This is a genomic window from Flavobacterium sp., assembly GCF_025352425.1.
Lineage (GTDB): Bacteria > Bacteroidota > Bacteroidia > Flavobacteriales > Flavobacteriaceae > Flavobacterium.
Genome location: NZ_JANXTI010000046.1, coordinates 1 through 20058 on the forward strand (window position 1 = coordinate 1; position 20058 = coordinate 20058).

Below are 20058 nucleotides of genomic sequence, written 5' to 3' on the forward strand. Positions count from 1 at the left end.
CGATGAGTGCCTGGTTAAACAGCCCGGCTCACAAAGCCAACATCGAAGGTGATTACACTCATTTGGGTATGTCCGTAACAGTTGATGAAACAACCGGAAAAAAATACTACACCAATATGTTTATGAAGAAAAAATAGTTTGTTTGTTTTAATTTTGATAACCAAAGAACCCATTCAGTAGAGTGGGTTTTTTATTTAAAGCCCAATCTGGATTTTAATTTTACAAATAGTAAAGCAATAGAATATGCATCATCTGAAGCTGAATTCCTTTCATTTAAAGGGAGTTTGTATTGCTTTATTAAATCTTCCAATGAAAATTGTTTGTTCATGATGTCAGTAAGTTTCTGATGCATTATTTCGACATCTAAAGCTTCGTTTTTTAATTTTCCACATTCCAATTTTTCTAAAACATCGTTAATCATTTCAATGTCAAAATGAATTCGGTGACCTACCAAAATCGCATTACCTATATAATCAACTAATGCTTGTATAGCTTGAGGTTCAGCAAGTTTTGTTAATTTACTTTCAATCAGGAATTCATTTGATAATCCGTTGTCATGAAGATATTTATATTGCAGAATCACAACTTCAAAATTATCCCCAATTCGAATGATATCGTCAACAACACCAACGGCTCCAAAAGATAAAATCACATCTTTTTTTGGATTCAAACCCGTAGTCTCGGTGCTTAAAATAACGTACCGGTTTGATTTGCTTTCAAACTTTGCCAAATACGATTTCCAAAAGTCAGGATATTCCTTATTGATATTTTTTATCCAATCTAACATATTACGAAAATTGGGTTAATTGAAATTTATCTTTTATTAATTCTTCCAATTCTTTCATTGGAATTAAGGCATTCTTCATTTTTTCCTTATCAATTTTTGAAAGTTCTTCTACATTGATATAATCGCCTGTGCTGTCATTTTTCAAGCCTTCAAGGGTTCTGAATTTTGATAAAATTAAAAACGCATCAGCGCAATTCAAATATATTTCAGAAAATTTAGGATCTATAATGGCTAATTGTTTAAACCTCAGATAGGTATTATTCATTCCTTTCAGATTCAAACTTATCGCAAAGAGTCTCGCACCATCAACCAGCGGCATGATGGCTTTATTTTTAATATCAAATTTTCCTTTATTTTCACCTTCTTCTTCAAGATTGAATTTCCTAAAAAAGTTTATTGGGGCCTGTTTTCGCAAGGCATCGTTTCCTAGATAATCAAAGAATAAAGCATTGTTTTTAGTATTCTTTAAGATTATATCATCAAGAGTATCTTCAATTTTGCCTTCACCAAAAACAAGCTCGTAATCAAAAAAGATGCTGCTGATGTCATTTGACTTTTCACCTGGTGTTTTCATCCAATTGTTATATTGTTTTATCCAGTCAGACATTGATTTACACCAAAGCATATTGCTGGCCATATGACCGTTTGGGCAAAAATCATAACCTACTTTTTCTAAAATTGTAGTGGCTCTTTTGGCTAATTTTAAAAAGTAATCCTTAACATCCCTGTACTTTTCTGTAGCAACATCTTCAAATATTAAAAAGCTATCCTGATCAGATAACAGAAACTGTTCTTTTCTGCCTTGACTTCCAATGCTAAACCAGGCAAATCGGGCGGGAGGCGAACCTAAATCAAGAATTGACAATTCAATAGAACGTTTTATAATTGCGGTAATAATTTCGCCCGAAATATTATAAATATGTGGCAGTGGGATATTTTTAGCAATAGAAGTTTGTATTAAATCGGTTAATTTCTCCCTAACTAATTTAAGTTCTTTTGGCGAAAGTGATCTTTTAATCTCTTTAATCAAAACACCGGGATTGTTAGCTTGAGCCACTATTAAATCATGCTCTGCAATTACTCCTTTAACTTCAGATTTGTCTGAGCCATCTATAGTTACGCAGAGATGGCTTACATTATGTTTTAACATTAAAAGTTGGGCTTCCGCAACAGAAACATTTTCAGGAACAGTAATTACCGGCGAAGACATTATTTTATCTATTGTTGAAATAAGGGGAAATCTGCCATTGGCAATTTTTGATCTAAAATCAACATCTGTAACAATACCAATTGGATAATTTTGCTCAGTAACAACTACACTGTCGATAAGGTTTTCGGTCATTAATTGTGCGGTGTCTTTTACAATTGCTGAAACACCAACTTTTAAAGGTGTTTTGTTGTAAGCTAATGATTGAAAATATTGTATTTCATTTTGTTGACCTTCAGTATACACATTATCGGTTATTAATTTTCCACGATTTTCTTTATCAAAAGGATTTCTGGTATTTGTAGCAAAGCTTTCCAATAAAAAATCCAAAACCTGGGGATTTTGGGCAACAAAAGGCTTTAAAACAGCAATGGGTATTGCATAAACAATACTGTCTTCACGCGCTTTAGCAGTCATCATATAGTTGTTCTTTGCAAAAAAAGGACGCAAACCAAATACATCTCCGGCATAACATTTATTCAACAGCGTTTCTTCGGCGTCGGCAATTACAAAAAGATTTATCGTGCCGGAAGCAACTACATAAAAGCTGTCATGGAGTTTATCGTCAATTTGAAATAAAATTTTATGTTTATCTAAATTTATAACACCAATACTTGTAGAAACCTGAATTAGTTCTTCATGACTCAAGTAACTAAAAGGTGAATATTCTTTTAAAAAGTTGGCAATGTTTTCAGCAACTGAGTTACTCATGTGTTTATTTTATTGGATAAATATAAATTTTCTATATAGACAAAAATAATAAAGCTTTAAGGAAGAAGAAGTCTTTTGTTAAAAACATTTGAAAACTAATTTTTTGATTACATTAACCATATTTAAAAACATACTATTTTACATAATGTAAATTATAGTTCAATTTATACACATTCTCGTTTATCTATTTATATTTTATAATTGTTTCTATATAAGAAAGATAAACTCCCTTCTTTGAAGCTATAATTTTAAAAATGAAGCTTTCTGTATTTGGTTCCAATTGCTAAAGTTAACTTATTTTTATAATCTTCGATTAACCATTCGCGATAGTTTTTACTTGTTTTTCCCAGACAGCTTACAAATTGCTTTACGCGACTTTCAATATCGTCAGATAATAATTTTGAAAGCATTCTTGCCCGAACTAAGTCGGTCGTATTTTCAACACACATTGAGGCATGCTGCAGAATTGATTTTTCAAGAACTTCTTTGGAGCGTAAATTCTGTGCAACAACTTTTTTAAATTCTTCCTCAATATCAATAGTTATATCTGCTGTTTTAGCAAACATTTTTCTAATTGAATCCGGCATAACATATTTGAAGTTATGTTCAATTTCAGCATCATCCCGAAGGCTTTCTAAATAATACTCCGGAGACCTGAAAATATGCTGCCAATCAAGCGGATCATTCCACAAACCAAATCGCAAGGCATTATTTCCTAAATCGATAACAGTGAAATTATCTTTATTGGGGAATTTTCTGGAACCACGACCAATCATTTGAAAATATAATGTCAAGGATTTTGTGGCACGATTCAAAATAATGCTTTCAACTGTTGGCTCATCAAACCCCGTTGTCAAAATGCCAACAGAAGTTAAAATCGCATCAGGAGTTTTCTTAAACCAACTCAAAATCTCTTTTCTGTCTTCTACTGATGTTGTATTGTCCAAATGTTTTATTGGATATCCTGCGTCTTTAAAGGTTTCATAAACATACAATGAGGTATTGATTCCGTTATTGAATATTAAAGTTTTCTTTCCAAGCGACCTTTCTGTATATGAATGCAATAATTTCTCCTGCATTACCATATTCATATACAAATCATCGGACGATTTGACGGTGTAATCCCCATTAATTCCAACCTTTAACGATGTTAATCCAACATCATAACTATAAGTAGTGGCTTTGGCCAAAAAGCCCTTATCAATTAAGGATTGAATAGTATCGCCAACGATTAGTTCACTATAATTATGGTGCATAGGTAATTTAATATTCGAACTCAAAGGTGTTGCCGTAACGCCAAGTATGAAGGATTTCTTGAATGAACTCATTAATTTCCTAAATGAATTGTAATGCGCCTCATCAATGATGACCAAGCCCACATTTTCAATCATTAGTTTTTCATCATTCAAACGATTTTTTAGCGTTTCAACCATTGCCACAAAACACGAATATTCATCCTGGTCGGGCAATTCTTTGATATTACTATTGATGATTTTGTTTTTTACATCAAATCCTTTGAGCATTTTAGAAGTTTGCTTACAAAGTTCAATACGATGGGTCAAAACCACCACTTTTTTATCATGCTGTGACAAATAACGCCTAACAATTTCGGAAAAAATTACCGTTTTTCCGCCTCCGGTTGGCAATTGATATAATAGATGATGATTGCTTGGCGCATTGTCTAATCGGTCAAAAATTTTGTCAATATCTCCCTTCTGGTAGCCGTAGAGCTCCTTTTTCTCTTCAATTTCGATATTAAAATCTTTTTGAGACATGTAAATTTGTACAATTTTGCAAAAGTACATCTAAAAAAGAGTTATCTCCAAAATTAAGTCACTTAATTACAAAAAATTATCATCCACTTTTTCAACAAAGGAATTGAATTCATACGAATTCACCCATTTTTGGCGATTAGCTTCTTCTTTGATTTCCACTACTCTATCTAAAAAACCATTTAAAATACCATTTTCAATCATAAAATTAACAGCTTGCTGAAATGCAGTAAATATGCTTTTAAAAAATGATTCGTATTTAATATATCTTTTCGACGAAAATGACTGCGCAGTTTCAATAGTAAATAACATTATATCAGCCACCATCGTAACATCGACTCCGAGTTTCATAAAATGCTTAATATATTTTTGGGCAACCGAACGGCGCATTTTGGCCTTTTTACCTTTTACAGGAAAGTACTCATTGGCTATTTTAAACTTAGCTTCACGGATTAATTTTTCTTCATTGGGATTGAATACAAAATCATAATAGACTTTAACATCACTAAATTTATCATATAATTCAATGATTTGATTTTCAAGTTGCTCTTTATTGATCCCGGTTAAGTATTTTTTTAAATCGCGCTTACTCATTGTCGTATTTTTTAATTGCAAAAGTAAATTACTTTATCGTTCTTGTCTTTTATAATCGATTAAAATTGGTATTTTTGCAACGTAAAATAAAATCTATGCTTCGTTTTTTTAAAATCATCGCTTTCCTTGAAGGAGTCTCACTATTATTATTGTTTTTCTTTGCCATGCCATTGAAATATATGTTTGAGAATCCTACTTATATCAGACCAATCGGTCTGATTCATGGTTTGCTATTTATAGGATATATCATGCTGGCAATCATGCTTAAATATGAAGAAAATTGGAGCGGAAAGAAATTTGGAATTGTAGCTATTGCTTCAATAATTCCTTTTGGAACTTTTTATATTGAGAAAAAATACCTTAGAAAACAAGACACAATTTAACAGTTTAGTGTTTTCCAATAAATACAAAATCCATCAAGATTAAAATTAGAATTTAACAATTCCATTTACTCAAATCTATGAAACCTTTCGGAGTTTGCATAAAAATTGAATCCAATAAACGTAAAAATGTTGATTTTTAAATGTAAACATTTATATTTGTATCGATTTCAACATAATAATTACCAAAAAAAACCGTATGAAGAATTACCTACTATTAATTACAACCTTGCTTTTTTTATCGTTGTCATCTAATGCTCAGAAAGTTAGAAAGAAAAAAAACAAAGATTTAGAGCTTCTTACCGTCGATTCGCAGAATAAAGAACTTGCTGGAGAATATTACAATAAGTGGTCTATAGAAGCTGATTTTGGACAGGCTAAAGGTTCAAAACCATACACCGACGGTTATTATGGTAATAATCCCAAGAGAGTTTTTGGAGGAATCCCAATTAACCACGTCGGAATTGGAGCAAGACGTATGTTTAGTCCAAAATTTGGGTTAAAAACAAATTTCAACTGGGACAACCTACAAGAACAAAATGGTTCCGGAAGTTTACCTTTTCATTTGGTACATATTCAATGGTCTGGTGAAGGTGTTATTAACTTGATAAGATTATTCGATATCCAAAATCAAGCAAAGCACTTTGGATTATTATTCCATTTTGGATTCCAAGTTTCCCGTATGACCCCGAAAATGGGTCCAATACAAGGTCATCATGAATGGAATGGTGGCGCTATAGGCGGGTTATCTCCACAATATAGATTATATAAAAACTTAAGTGTTTTTGCGAATTTTGAAATTAATTCCAATCTAAGACAACATTTTAACTGGGATGGTATGACTTATTCAGAAGGTAAAAATAACTTAACAGGAAGTTTATCCAGATTTACTTTAGGTCTTTCGGTAGCGCTTGGAAAAGGTAAAATACATGGCGACTGGGCAATTATTAAAGATAAAAACGATGTCCGACTTGATTCACTTAATAATAGAATCGGTGAGATTGAAGAGTTAATGAATGACAGTGATAAGGATGGTGTGCCGGATTATCTTGACGCAGAACAAAATTCAATTGCCGGAGTTGCTGTTGATACCAAAGGTAGAATGGTTGATAAAAACAATAATGGCGTTCCGGATGAATTAGAGAAATATGTGAATAATTCTATTTCAAACAACAACAATGTTACAACGGCTGCAGCTTCTGAAAATGCAATACTGCAACTGATAAATGAAGGATATATCGCCGCTTACTTTGATACAAACAAATCTCAGCCAAATTCTGCGTCCACCAATAACTTAGGATTTATATTGAATTACTTAAGAAATAATCCAACTAAATCGGTTGAAATTACGGGTTATGCCGATGAGATAGGAAGTTCTGATTACAATATGAAATTGGCTAGTGACAGAGCTCAGAATGTTAAAACTATCCTGATGAAAGCCGGAATCAGCGAATCAAGATTAAACATATTATCTAATGGTGAGGACAACTCTGTAGATAAAAATTCAGAATTCGCAAGAAAACTAGTCCGTAAGGCAATCTTTAAAATCAAATAATAATTAACAATTTATTATTAATAACTATAATTAACCTCTGTTGAAAAACAGAGGTTTTTTTTTAACTTACAGAGAAAATCATGGAAACTAGAGATGCACACGTACTTGAACTTAGAGGTGAAACCTTTGGAACAATCAACAATCAAATTTCATGTGAGGAAGCTTTTCAAAATAAAACCCTCCGCCCTATCCTTAAAATGCAAAATGATTTATTTATTCAAGTATTTATTAATTACGCTATAAAACAAAAAAATGTCTTTTTCAGCCTAACACCAGAGAAAAAGATGTTGTATGTAGAAAACGTTTTACAACGCGACATAAAATTCAGAAACGCTCTTAAAGGAATGATAATAGCATTATTTACACTTGAAGAATACTCCGAATACATTCAGACATCTTCCAATTTGAATAAACGAATGATGAATTTGCTTGTGGAACGATTAAAAAGTCAAATGCAACTCATCGAGCAATAGTTTTAAATTGATAAATATTAAAATCGGCATCCTATTTCATGACATTTATTGTAGATTATTCAATATCTAAATATCTTTAAAAAGTATATCGCAAAACTTCATGTTTTATACATATTTACACATTTCACAACGTATTTTTTAGTATAATTGTTAAACTAATAACAATTTATGAAAGAAGAATATTTTAAATGGTATTCACCAAATTTAAATAAAGAAGTTGAAATGCTTGTTTTTGGTCATACCGGTTATCCTGTTATTCTATTCCCCACTTCTATGGGAAGCTATCATGAAAATAAAGACCAAGGATTAATAGAAAGTGCCCGATGGTATATTGAGCAAGGATTGGTTCAGATATTTTGCCCTTCAAGTATTGATAAGGATAGTTTTTACAATAAAGATATACATCCCGCTCACCGTATACAAAATCATTCTTGGTATGATAAAATGCTTTGTCACGAAATTGTTGAACGAATAAAAAATAACACCGGCTCGGGTAAGGTTGTTGTTGCGGGCTGCAGTTTTGGGGGTTATCACGCTGCTAATTTTGCTTTTCGTCATCCTGGTTATGTAAGTCATATGTTCTCAATGAGCGGTGCCTTTAGCATTAAAAGCTTTATGGATGGCCATTGGGATGATGATGTTTTTTATAACAGTCCGGAAGATTATATACAAGGTCTGAGCGATCATGAATTATGGAATATGGATATCGTTCTTGGAACATCAAACTGGGATGTATGTTTTGATGCAAATCTTAAACTCAGCCGGGTTTTGGCTGAAAGAGATGTTCCTCATTGGCTGGATATCCGACAGAATAAAGAGCATGACTGGCCGATTTGGAAAGAGATGTTTCCTCATTATTTATCACGAATTAAGTTTTTTTAAAACATATTCAAATTAAAAACCAGATCTCTAAACTAAATTACTAGTACCCTAAATTAAATTACGTACTCTAAACTAAATAAGCAGTAGACAATAATAATAAGTTAAACATTATATACATGAAGAAGATTGGAATTTTATTTGGTATGGAAGATACCTACCCGCAAGCGTTCATCGACAGAGTAAATTCTAAAGGCGAAAAAAACATTATGGCTGAAGCGGTTTCTATTGATAAAGTCGTGCAAAACAAAGGCGGGGAATATGCCGTAATCATTGATAGGATTTCACAGGATGTGCCTTTCTATCGTGCTTTCTTAAAGAATGCGGCGCTAACAGGAACCAACGTTATAAACAATCCGTTTTGGTGGAGCGCGGATGATAAATTCTTCAACAACTGTTTAGCGGATACACTAGGCGTTCCGCTACCTAATACAGTTATCCTTCCGTCGGCGGAACATCCGACAGATACTACTTCTAAATCATTCAGAAATTTAAAATACCCAATGGATTGGGAAGGGATTTTTGATTATATAGGTTTTCCTGCTTACATGAAACCTTATGCAGGCGGCGGCTGGAAAAGTGTTTACCGTTTGGAAAACAAGGAAGAGTTTTGGGAAAAACATCAGGAAACCGGACAATTGGTAATGCTTTTGCAGGAAGAAATTGTGTTTACCGAATATTTCCGCGTGTATTGTTTGGGATGCAAAGATGTTAGGATTATGCAATACGAGCCAAGAAATCCGCATCATTTAAGATACGTAATTGATGGTCCGCCCGTTGATAAAAAATTATTGGCAACTGTTAAAGACTATACTTTACGCCTTTGCAAAGGTTTAGGATACGATTTCAATACGGTTGAGTTCGCTGTTCGTGACGGAATTCCATACGCTATTGATTTTGGAAATCCTGCGCCAGATGCTGAATTAACCTCCGTTGGTGCGGAAAATTTTGAATGGGTTGTAGAAGCTTCTGCTAAAATGGCAATCGCAGCCGCAAAAAAACAAAAACCGGGACAAACCAATTTGACTTGGGGAACATTTATTAAAGATTCAGCTGCTCAGAAATAAAAATATTCTTTGCTAATTAATAAGAGGAATGATGACGAAAAAACTACCAATATTTACACTTGGTGTAGAAGAAGAATACCAGATTATAGATCCGGAAACAAGGGATTTACGTTCGCATTTATCCAAAATTGTAGATGGCGCTAAAATAATTTTAAATGAACAGGTAAAAGCCGAAATGCACCAATCTGTAGTTGAAGTCGGAACCAATATCTGTAAAAATGTTACCGAAGCGAAAGACGAACTCCGATTTCTGCGCAGCAAGATTGTTGAATTGGCGGCCAAACAAAACTTAGTCGTTGGCGGAGCCGGAACACATCCGTTTTCCCGCTGGCAGGATCAACCAATAACTGATGACCCGCGTTATCACCATATCGTAAACGAATTACAGGATGCCGCGCGCTCCAATTTAATATTCGGAATGCACTGCCATGTTGGGATTGAAAATCGGGAAATCGGTTTGCAATTAATGAATCAGGCGTGTTATTTCCTGCCACATATTTTTGCTCTATCTACAAATTCACCCTTTTGGGAAGGCAGAAATACGGGTTATAAATCGTTTAGGACGAAAGTCTTTGACAAATTCCCGAGGACTGGTTTGCCCGAATATTTTGATCAGGTTGCCTCCTACGATAACTATCTGGAAACTTTGGTAAAAACCAATTGTATTGATAATCCAAAGAAAATTTGGTGGGATTTACGCCTGCATCCGTTTTATGATACCATCGAATTCCGCATTTGTGATATGAGTTTGACCGTCGATGAAGCAATGTGCATTGTTGCCATCATTCAGGCAATTGTTGCGAAGCTATATAAATTGACCGTTGCCAACACCAGCTTTAACATTTATAGAATTGCCTTAATCAAGGAAAATAAATTCCGCGCCGCGCGTTACGGAATCGACAATCATATGATTGATTTTGGATTACAGAAAGAAGTTGAAACCAAATGCCTAATCATCGAGTTATTGGAGTTTATTGATGATGTTGTAGATGAGTTGGGAAGCCGAGACCAAATTAATTATGTTCATACGATGATGAAAGATGGAACCGGTGCTGACAAGCAATTGGCAGTTTTTGAACAAACCCAGGATTTGACAAAAGTTGTTGATATGATTACAAGTGAATTTACAAGAGGATTATAATTGAAAAAGTTATATTTGCAAACCAAATCATAAAAAATGAGCCAGCAAATTCGCATCGCAGTTTTAGATATGTACAACGGAGAACCTAATCAGGGAATGCGTTGTATCATTGATATTATCAATAGGTTTAACCAAATTGTGACCTTTCAGCTATTTGATATCCGTGGAAAAAGTGAATTTCCAAACATAGAAAAATTCGATATTTATATTTCTACCGGTGGGCCTGGAAACCCTTTGGAAGGCGACGGCAACTGGGATTTAAAATACTATGATTTTATTGATCAATTGGCGAACTGGAATAAAGAACAGAAAGTAAAAAAGCATGTTTTATTTATTTGTCATTCGTTTCAAATGGCTTGCTATCACTTTGGCTTAGCCGAAATAACAAAAAGAAAATCTACTTCATTTGGCGTTATGACCATTCACAAAACCGAAGAAGGATTAACCGACCCAATTTTAGAAGGATTACAAAGTCCATTCTACGCCATTGATAGTCGTGATTATCAGGTTGTACAGCCGAAATTGAGTATTTTCAAGAAAAAAGGGGCGCAAATAATAGCCCTGGAAAAAATCAGAACCTATAGGGAATATGAACGCGCCATTATGGGAGTTCGATTTACGGAACAATTTGTTGGATTGCAATTCCACCCTGAAGCTGATGCTTTAAGTTTTATTGCCAATCTAAAAAATGCTGAAAGACGGGAAAAAATCATCGCCATGAAAGGCAAATCAAGGTTCCGGGATATGTTGGAGGATTTGTTGGACGAAGATAAAATCTACAAAACAAACGAAACCATTATTCCGAACTTCCTGCGAATTGCAATTAATGATTTGATTAAAACTAAGAAGATATTATCAAATTAGTATCTTAATCCTTGAAAAATGAATCCAAAATACAGAAGTCTTTTCAACCAAAATTTTTCTACTGAAAAATACGATGCTTTTATTAAGGACATCACTTCTGATTTTGATTACGCGGTAACCTTTCGTATTGGGGAAACTCCTTTTTTTATTCCGAATGAATTGAAAGAACAATTGCTTGAGGGCTGCCGGCAGGTGATTGATTTCATTCAGCGGGAAGACTTCAAAACGCTTACCAATAGAGCACTGGACCTCAACAGAAAAGTTCCTAACGAAGATAATCACACGACATTTCTAGCGATAGATTTTGGAATTTGTGAAGAAGATGGCGAAATTATTCCCAAACTGATTGAAGTGCAGGGATTTCCATCTTTGTTTAATTTTCAGAATCATTTGTCGGAGAAGTTTGTCAACCACTACCCTTTTCTCTCTGAACTGACTCCTTTTTTAAACGGTTTAACTCAGGAAAGCTATTTGGCATTAATCGAAGAAGTGATTTGCAACAATCATCCAAAAGAAAATGTGATTTTGTTGGAAGTGGAACCCGAAAAACAAAACACTAAGATCGACTTTTATTACTGTCATAGAGATATTGGCATTCCGATAGTTTGTGTAACTGATTTGTATCAAAAAGGGAAACAGCTTTTTTATAAAAACGATAATGGCGACGAAGTTTTGGTAAAGCGAATCTATAACCGTGTAATTTTCGACGAACTTGATTTGCGTACCGATTTAAAACTAAACTTTGATTTTTCCTCAGATGTTGATGTTGAATGGGCTGGGCATCCGAATTGGTTTTTCAGAATCAGTAAATTTATTTTACCTTATTTGAAAGGGAAATATTTTATAGAAACTACGTTACTTTCGGACTTAAAGGAAATTCCAACTGATTTGGAAAATTATGTCCTGAAACCGCTTTTTTCTTTCTCAGGAAGTGGCGTTATTTTCCATGTCAAAAAAGAAGATATTGAAGCTGTGAAAGAAAAAGACTTATACATCCTTCAGAAAAAGGTAAACTATAAACCGGTTATTCAATCTCCGGATGGCAAAGTTAAAGCCGAGGTTCGCTTACTTGCCGTTTGGAAAAAAGACGCACCATCTCCTATTCTGGTGACTAATTTGGTTCGTTTGAGCCGCGGTGAAATGATAGGCGTTAAATTCAATAAAGATAAAGACTGGGTTGGAGGAACTGTGGGAATGTTTGAGCGATAATATTATAAATACTGCTTCTTAATCTCTAAAAAGCTCTTCTCAGAATTCATCAATTCATTCACAATTTCTTTTCTCAAAACTTCCAGATTATCATATTGTAAATACTTCGCCCAATTGTATTCCGTCAAAACCTGTTTGATGATTTGTATTGTTTTGGCAGTTTCTTTAGCATTCCGAAAGACTACTTTTTCCTGATCTTCCAAACTTTGTTTGTGATGGAAATTGACTTCGCCGCTTTCAAAATCGACTTTAATAAAAAACAACTTCGAAGTGTCATCATTAGAGTAAAAATCCGTCCAGTTGGCAAACCCTACGATGTTAAGCTGACTTTTAAACTGCGCTAACGGAATTAAACGCCAATGGCAATTCGCAACCCTTCCCCAATGATTTGAAATCCGATACAAACCTTCAGAAGTAAAGATATACTTGCTTCCGGACTGACTTTTATAGTTTACTTTTAAGTCTTTAATTTCACTAAATAACACTTCTTTCCAAATACAGAAAGTGTGGGAATGAAAGTTAAGTTTGTTATAGATTTTATTTGCCACAATCTTCTTAATGCAGCTTTTTCACAGCTTCCTGCTTGGCAACACTGGCAAAATCCCTAATTAATCGTTCAGCATAATCATCAAGCAGTTCCCGGACTTTTGAATGGGAATCACATTTTACAATTAATCCCGCATGATGATCCAGGGGAACACGGAAACAAACTTCTGCGTCATCAAACCCTGATAAATCAGGATGTTCAAATTTTGAAAGTGTAAGTACAATACCTGCATATTCTTTCCTGATGATTGGTAATTTATAGTCTTTTGCTTTAGCCAAACAATCCTCAATTTTTGCCCATTCTCCCCACAGATTTACACCTGATGCGGCATCGACCATTTCCGCAAGATGAGCGCCACCAACGCGGGACGCTGTTTCCAGAAAATAGATTTTGCCATCATCATCACATTTGATAAACTCCGTATGATTAGCACCATGCATCATTCCGAAAGCTTTCAATACTTGTTGGTTTACTTTCTTGATTTCCTTATCATCTTTGGAATCATATGGAATATTGGCACTTCTGAAAATTCCGCCACCCTGCGAGATTTCCATTGGCGTCGCTAAATATTGCGAAGTAATTGAAAACAATGTTTTTCCCTTCCAATTTAGGCCATCACAATGATAAACTGCTCCGGGTTTGAATTGTTCTACAAGATATTTCAGCCGATTAGTATCTCCCAATTCATGGATTTTTTGCCACAATTCTTCTTTAGAATGTACTTTTATAATGCCCGAAGCCGAAGCTTCTGAACGCGGTTTTAAAACCCATGGCGGTGAAACGTTATCTGCAAACTGATTAATTTCTTCATCGTTAAATAAGGAACTAAACGTCGGAATCGGAATTCCTGCATCTTTGGCTTTCATTCGCATGGCAAGTTTGTCGCGAAAATATCTTCCTGTCGTCTGCCCCATTCCATCAATCCTAAGGTTTTCCCTGAGATACGCTGCTTTTTCCACATCAAAATCATCCAAGGCCACAATTCCGTCAATCTTTTTATGACGCATTAGACTTCCAACTCCCGCAAGCAAATCTTCCATATTCCAATCCATGTCCTGGCCCGGCATGAAAAAGATTTCATCTATATAATCGAAAGCCCAGGGTTTATCGCGTAGTTTTTCAGAAGTTATAAGATAGACACGATTGCCTTGCTTTTTTAGATTCGTCAAAAAATCATTTCCCTTAAAATAATTGGAAACGCAAATAAAGTTTTTAGTAGCACTTTCCATACGCTATAAATTTTCAATAAAGTTGGTAATTAAATGCACTCCGTATGCGGTGGCATGCTTTGTTTTTGCAAATTCGTCATCACCAAAAGCCACACCTGCAATATCGAGATGCGCCCAGGAAGTGTGATTATCAGTAAAAAATTCCAAAAATTTTGCGGCAGAAATCGCTCCCGCTACCGGTTTTCCTGAGTAGTTTTTTACATCGGCAATTTCACTTTCAATATCGGGTTTGTATGCATCCCAGAGTGGCAACTGCCATAAACGTTCGCCAACCGCATCACCTGCGTCTTGAAGCTTTTGTGATAATTCCCTATTATTCGTAAACAATCCGGCACATTCATAACCTAAGGTTCCAACTACACTTCCTGTTAAAGTGGCTAAATCAATCACCGTTTCAGGTTTATAATTTTTAATCAAATACGATAAGCCATCAGCAAGAATCAACCTTCCTTCCGCGTCAGTATCAATTATTTCAATTGAATGCCCGGCATAACTCTGGATAACATCACTCGGCAAAAATGACAGCGCGTCAACCGAATTCTCACAAGCGGGCACAATTGCCGTTACCTGAACCGGCAATTTTAAATCAGCTATCAATCGTAAAGCGCCAAGTACCGCGGCACCTCCTGCCATATCACATTTCATTTGCACCATTCCGGCGGTTTTGATATTCAGGCCGCCCGTGTCAAAGGTTATTCCCTTGCCAACTAAACCAACATGCTTTTTTGCATTTACGGGTTTGTATTCGATGATAATGAATTGTGGTTCCTGAGCGCTTCCTTTTCCAACAGAAAGGAACGAATGCAAACCCGCTTCTGTCGCCTTGTCTTTGCCAAAAACCGTCACCTCAAAACCATATTTTTTTCCGGTTTCACTTGCCCAATTCGCTAAATAGGTAGGCGTGATTTTATTTGGTGGCAAATCTACCAGGGCAAAAGTTTCAAGTTGGGCATTCGCGATCTTGATTCCTCTAGTTAGCGCTTCATCAAAATCAGTATCGGAAATATAATTTAATTCAAAGTCAGCTTTGATAAATGGATGGGCTTCATTCTTTTTATAATGACCTAAATCATAAGTTCCCAATACTAATCCGGAAACAGTTGCTTCCACTTGTTTAGCAGAGAACGTATCTGGAATAACTAAACCGACATTTTTGGCGAATACTTCTTTTTGTTTGGAAGCAATTCGTCTGAAAATGGTCTTCAGTGCTTTATAATCTAGTTCTTTGCCAAGGCCAATAAACACGTGAGTACAATCGTATTTTTCAACTAAATAGTGTGTGTCTTTTTTTCCGTAGAACACTTGCGAATAAACCGTCACTCCATGATATTCGATAGGAACAATGCTCTTAGCCGTTGTTTCCAATACGGGAATCAGGATTGTTCCCGTAAAATTGTCAAGGTTTTGTATTTTTTTTACCTTCATAATTAATCTTCTTTGTTACTAAAATAGAGCCACTCAATAGCTTTCGGAAATTCATCGCTCCAATAGCGTTCGTTGTGTTTGCCTTCCATATTGATACTTAACCGTACTTTCATGATATCGGCATAGCCTTCTTTTTTTAGCAATCGTTTCCTGAAGTTCTTTGCGTGATCAATCATTGTTGCGCTTTCATCTCCACCGGCATAAAGATAAATCCTTGTGTCCTGCGGTTCATCCATATCGAGAAATGATAATTTAATTTTTGGCACAACCCACAACGATGGAGAAAATATCATTAGTTTTCCAAATACTTCGGGATACATAATTCCGGAAAAAATGCTGACCAATCCTCCCATCGAACTTCCTCCTATTCCCGTATTTTCCCGATTAGTTTTGGTTCTGAAGTTTGAATCAATAAATGGTTTTAATGTTTCGGTTAAAAAGCGAATGTATTTTTTTCCCTGGCCGTTTCCGAGAACCGTATTGCCCACATTGTATTCTTTGATTCGCTCTTTTTCTGCGTGTTCAACGGCAACAATAATGATTTTTCCAATATTGTATTCTGCCATTACGGCTAGTTTTTTATCGATTTCCCAATTGCCATATTTGGCTTTTTCGTTAAACAAATTCTGCGCATCCTGTAAATACAGAACGGGATAACTCTCGGTTGATTTGTCATAATCATGAGGTAACAAAGCCCAAACCCTGCGGGTTTTATTTAACTGTGGAATTTCAAATTCTTCTGAAATCAATTTGACCTTGGGCAAAAATTTTGATTTGAACGGCAGCCAGTTGTGGCGCCACTTGGCAACATGTTCTTTGTGAACACCCTTGTGTTTGTTACAGGATCGATTTTCGGTTCGGTTGCCGTATTTATCAATCTCTACTTCGCTCCAATCGCCACGCGTGAACTTGTATAAAAGCTCTTCAGGATAGACAAAATCATGTTCAAATTTGAAGTGATACAAGCCTTGTCCAACTTTCTCCATTTCAAAATTCTTATCCTGCGTCACCCAATTATTAAAATTCCCTGAAATATAAACAGGGCGCTCATCATCTTCGTCGGTAGTCAAAATAATATTGAGTTGGGGCTCAATGATGTTTTTGGATTCTAAATCTTCTGCCACACTGCCTTGTTCTTTGCTCATTGCGAGTTTACTCTTAACATATACCACGTAAAAATACTTTTTTGCATTTTTATAACAAAGCCTTTTCTTAAAATATATCAATATTTAAGCAGAATGGAAATCTTGTTGAAGAATTGTTTTTTTAAGGCATCATTTTTATGAAAAATAATATAAGCCTACCTGAATTTAACAATTAGGTCTTTGGAAATATTTAAAAAATTGGCAGTTAATTCATTTCCTGGTTATTAACATCTCTGCCCGCCTGATCTAATTTCTGTATGACGGATTTCGCCTCCGCTTGTTCCGACTTCTTTGGAAATGTAACCGGCAACGGCGGCAATGAACAACGCAAGAAAAGCAATCCACTTAGCTATTCCAAGTTTTTTAATGTCAACATACAAGCCAATTATTGAAAGTACGGCTAACGAATACAAAATAAAGGCTAACTTTTCCGCAATTTCTGCATGTTTGTGAATCATTGGTTTTGTGATATCACCCATTCCTTTTACTACTCCGGCGGCACCCGCGCCAGTTGAAATACTTGCATAAGCAAAAATTGCTGTGACTATAAACAAACAATACGCGACGTTTTTAACAGTATTATTTTTCAAAATTAATCCGGCGGCTAAAACTCCAAAACCAAAAATCGTCCCGATAATCGGAAAATGATTAAAAACTAAGTGCAGGTGTGCGTCATTCATAAGTTTTCGTATTAGGTTTATTTGTAAAGGTAAGTATTACTTTGGTTCCCATATTTTCTTTACTTTTTATTTCCAAGTCAATTTGAAGCAATAAGCACAATCGTTTTACAATGGATAGCCCCAACCCCGTTCCTTTAATCTCCGGGTGCTCATTTGCTTTAGATCTGTAGAACTGATCAAATATTTTTTCCAGATCTTCGGCTGCGATTCCAATTCCGCTGTCAGAAATCGTAAAAACCGTAGTGTTATTTGTTTCTATAATATCAAAGTCAATCACACCTTTGACCTTAGAATACTTTATGGCATTCGTCAAAATATTGTTGAGAATGAGTGAAAACAGATACGAATCTGTCTTTACGTAAAAATCTTTAGAGAACTGTGCTTCACATTCGAGTTTCTTTTCTTTTATAATAGTTGAATTTCTAGAAACAACATCCAGGAACAGCGCATTGAGCGAAACTTTTTCTATTTTTAAGGATTGCCTCTGATTTTCAAATCGTGCCAGTAAAAGCAATTCATCAACTAACTGGTTCAACCGGTTTACTTCGTTAACACAGAAATCTATTTTCTCTTTGTATTCTTCCTGACTGCGGGGTTTTCTTACCAGAACTTCCAACGTACCCTTGATTACAGCTAAAGGCGTTCTGAGTTCATGCGATGCATCTGAAGTAAATTGTTTTTCACGTTCTAAAGTATTTTCGACCCTGTCTAATAAATTGTTTATCGTATTAGAAAGCAAATGCAGCTCATCTTTATTGATTGGCAAAGGGATTCTAGACTTTAAATTATCTTTAGTTATGATATTTGACGTTTGAATAATGGCACTAATGGGCTTAATACTTCTTCCCACAATGAATCGGGCGATGAGAAATAATACTAAAAGAATTAAGGGATAGGCAACTACTAATATAATAAAAAGATTGTTTAATACCATGATTGAATCTTCCAAAGACATGGCAATAATCATAAAACCTATAATTTTAGTGTTTTGATATAAAGGAACTTGTATTTGTCTGACTGCAGTTTTTTCTAACTTCGCATCAAACAGGACATTGTTCACAGCTTCAGGATAATAATTTAATTTTTTCTGTTTAAGATTCGGGGATTTATCGACAAGCGCACCCAACTCGTCTACAAATTGTATAAAAGCTGGACTGATATCTACTTTGTTAAACTGTATTTTTTTCCATTGCTTTTCCCTTATCAACAGTACACAGTTTTCTTTGACTTCAATCTCCTTTAAATGCTTTGTGACTTCGGTTTTGATATCATTGTTTACTTTTATATAAACACTAAATCTTACTATGGCATAAATAACAAAGAACACCACAAAAATCAATAATGCGGTGGTAATAATATAGTTAGATGCTATTCTGTTTTTAAAAGAAAGTTGTTGCATGTTAGTTAATCGTTAGCAATATAACCTAAACCACGAATCGTCCTAATATAATCTTCTTCAACTTTCAGGTTTAGTTTTTTTCTGATTGAATTCATCGATACATCAATAACACCAGTATCATATTCAAAATTAATGTTCCATACATCCTTGGTAATTTGGGACCTTGTGCAAACATGCCCTTTGTTTTTAATTAAATAAGCCAAAAATTCAAATTCCTTTGGCCTTAAGAAAACTTCCCTGTTACCAACTTTAACGGACCGATTTTGAACATTCATCTCAATAGTTCCCAATGTTAAGAACTCTTGTTCAATTTTATCGCGAAGCTGCACTTTAATGCGTTCTACCAATTCGTCGAAACTGAACGGTTTTTTGATGTAATCGTTTGCTCCGGTCTTTAAACCTTCAACGGTTTCCTGAACGGTATCTTTTGCCGTCAAAAATATAATTGGGATTGTTGTGTTGGTTTCTCTTATGTTTTGGCAAACTTGCAATCCTGTCATTTGTGGAAGCATCCAATCTAAAAGCACTAAATCAAATTTTTCGTTTTGAATAAGTTTCAAACCATCTAAACCATTATTAGCGGTGGAAATTTGATAGTTCTCTTCTTCTAATCCTTGCTTTAAGAATTGAACAATCCCTTCTTCATCTTCTACTATTAAAATATGCTTCATTTCAAGGTTTCATTTTCGTGTTGATAAAGATAATTGAAAATTAAAATGCTACCAATGGCATTTGTTTTATTTAATCAAATATTAATTATCGATTAAATTAAACAAAAACGAATACCGGCGAATCTGAAATTTAGTTAATTTGTAAAAAAAATTGTTTAACATAAATTGGAAAACTTCGCCTATATATCAAGCCGCCAACAGATGCTAAACCTCATGGCTGGTTTTTCGGTAAATTGTTCGTTTCTTTTTCATAATTTCGCTCGTCGGTTATGAAAAAACTTTCTATAAGTCACCAAAAGATCTAGCATGATAAAGTGGTGTAA

The 20058-nt window shown here is 34.8% G+C and carries 19 protein-coding genes; 8 read left to right on the forward strand and 11 right to left on the reverse strand.

The window, feature by feature from the left end; genetic code table 11:
* Positions 1-190: 190 nt before the first annotated feature.
* From Q0Q99_RS06595 to Q0Q99_RS06610, 4 genes are all read right to left on the reverse strand, one after another.
* On the reverse strand, positions 191-787 hold the full coding sequence (locus tag Q0Q99_RS06595; protein WP_293893252.1) for a 3'-5' exonuclease: 597 nt from the start codon (positions 785-787) through the stop codon (positions 191-193).
* A 1-nt stretch (position 788) separates the two neighbouring features.
* Positions 789-2705, reverse strand: a complete 1917-nt coding sequence (locus tag Q0Q99_RS06600) for a DUF294 nucleotidyltransferase-like domain-containing protein (RefSeq protein WP_293893255.1) — start codon at positions 2703-2705, stop codon at positions 789-791.
* Positions 2706-2953: 248 nt separating this feature from the next.
* Positions 2954-4480 carry a DEAD/DEAH box helicase family protein gene (locus Q0Q99_RS06605; RefSeq protein WP_293893258.1) on the reverse strand — a complete coding sequence of 509 codons (1527 nt, stop codon included), beginning with the start codon at positions 4478-4480 and terminating at the stop codon, positions 2954-2956.
* A gap of 66 nt (positions 4481-4546) precedes the next feature.
* A complete protein-coding gene (locus Q0Q99_RS06610) occupies positions 4547-5071 on the reverse strand; it encodes a DUF6155 family protein (protein ID WP_293893261.1) in 525 nt (174 codons plus the stop codon).
* 95 nt (positions 5072-5166) lie between these two features.
* Here Q0Q99_RS06610 and Q0Q99_RS06615 point away from each other — a divergent pair, with 95 nt between their 5' ends.
* From Q0Q99_RS06615 to Q0Q99_RS06650, 8 genes are all read left to right on the forward strand, one after another.
* Positions 5167-5454, forward strand: coding sequence for a DUF3817 domain-containing protein (locus tag Q0Q99_RS06615; protein WP_293893264.1), 288 nt, complete (start codon positions 5167-5169; stop codon positions 5452-5454).
* Between the two features lie 196 nt (positions 5455-5650).
* On the forward strand, positions 5651-7006 hold the full coding sequence (locus Q0Q99_RS06620) for an OmpA family protein (RefSeq protein WP_293893267.1): 1356 nt from the start codon (positions 5651-5653) through the stop codon (positions 7004-7006).
* Between the two features lie 80 nt (positions 7007-7086).
* A complete protein-coding gene (locus tag Q0Q99_RS06625) occupies positions 7087-7479 on the forward strand; it encodes a glyoxalase (protein ID WP_293893269.1) in 393 nt (130 codons plus the stop codon).
* 168 nt (positions 7480-7647) lie between these two features.
* On the forward strand, positions 7648-8361 hold the full coding sequence (locus Q0Q99_RS06630) for an alpha/beta fold hydrolase (protein WP_293893271.1): 714 nt from the start codon (positions 7648-7650) through the stop codon (positions 8359-8361).
* A 116-nt stretch (positions 8362-8477) separates the two neighbouring features.
* Positions 8478-9425 carry a hypothetical protein gene (locus Q0Q99_RS06635; RefSeq protein ID WP_293893274.1) on the forward strand — a complete coding sequence of 316 codons (948 nt, stop codon included), beginning with the start codon at positions 8478-8480 and terminating at the stop codon, positions 9423-9425.
* 31 nt (positions 9426-9456) lie between these two features.
* The gene (locus tag Q0Q99_RS06640) at positions 9457-10566 is read left to right on the forward strand and encodes a carboxylate-amine ligase (RefSeq protein WP_293893277.1); all 1110 of its coding nucleotides are present in this window, start codon (positions 9457-9459) and stop codon (positions 10564-10566) included.
* A 36-nt stretch (positions 10567-10602) separates the two neighbouring features.
* Positions 10603-11430 carry a type 1 glutamine amidotransferase gene (locus tag Q0Q99_RS06645; RefSeq protein ID WP_293893280.1) on the forward strand — a complete coding sequence of 276 codons (828 nt, stop codon included), beginning with the start codon at positions 10603-10605 and terminating at the stop codon, positions 11428-11430.
* 18 nt (positions 11431-11448) lie between these two features.
* A complete protein-coding gene (locus Q0Q99_RS06650) occupies positions 11449-12639 on the forward strand; it encodes a hypothetical protein (RefSeq protein ID WP_293893282.1) in 1191 nt (396 codons plus the stop codon).
* Between the two features lie 2 nt (positions 12640-12641).
* On the opposite strand, the gene Q0Q99_RS06655 is transcribed toward Q0Q99_RS06650, so the two are convergent.
* The 7 genes from Q0Q99_RS06655 to Q0Q99_RS06685 form a co-directional block, all read right to left on the reverse strand.
* Positions 12642-13187: a hypothetical protein gene (locus tag Q0Q99_RS06655; protein WP_293893285.1), complete on the reverse strand. Its 546-nt coding sequence runs from the start codon at positions 13185-13187 to the stop codon at positions 12642-12644.
* 7 nt (positions 13188-13194) lie between these two features.
* Positions 13195-14415 carry an ATP-grasp domain-containing protein gene (locus Q0Q99_RS06660; protein WP_293893288.1) on the reverse strand — a complete coding sequence of 407 codons (1221 nt, stop codon included), beginning with the start codon at positions 14413-14415 and terminating at the stop codon, positions 13195-13197.
* Positions 14416-14418: 3 nt separating this feature from the next.
* Positions 14419-15840 (reverse strand): M17 family metallopeptidase, encoded by a 1422-nt coding sequence (locus tag Q0Q99_RS06665; protein WP_293893291.1) that lies wholly within the window; start codon positions 15838-15840, stop codon positions 14419-14421.
* A gap of 2 nt (positions 15841-15842) precedes the next feature.
* Positions 15843-16985, reverse strand: coding sequence for an alpha/beta hydrolase-fold protein (locus tag Q0Q99_RS06670; protein ID WP_293893294.1), 1143 nt, complete (start codon positions 16983-16985; stop codon positions 15843-15845).
* A 224-nt stretch (positions 16986-17209) separates the two neighbouring features.
* Entirely contained in the window at positions 17210-17665 is a 456-nt protein-coding gene (locus tag Q0Q99_RS06675; RefSeq protein WP_293893297.1) for a hypothetical protein, read from the reverse strand.
* The gene (locus Q0Q99_RS06680; protein WP_293893300.1) at positions 17658-19064 is read right to left on the reverse strand and encodes a HAMP domain-containing sensor histidine kinase; all 1407 of its coding nucleotides are present in this window, start codon (positions 19062-19064) and stop codon (positions 17658-17660) included. The genes Q0Q99_RS06675 and Q0Q99_RS06680 overlap by 8 nt, the downstream gene beginning before the upstream one ends.
* A 5-nt stretch (positions 19065-19069) precedes the next feature.
* The gene (locus Q0Q99_RS06685) at positions 19070-19735 is read right to left on the reverse strand and encodes a response regulator transcription factor (protein ID WP_293893303.1); all 666 of its coding nucleotides are present in this window, start codon (positions 19733-19735) and stop codon (positions 19070-19072) included.
* Positions 19736-20058: the final 323 nt, after the last annotated feature.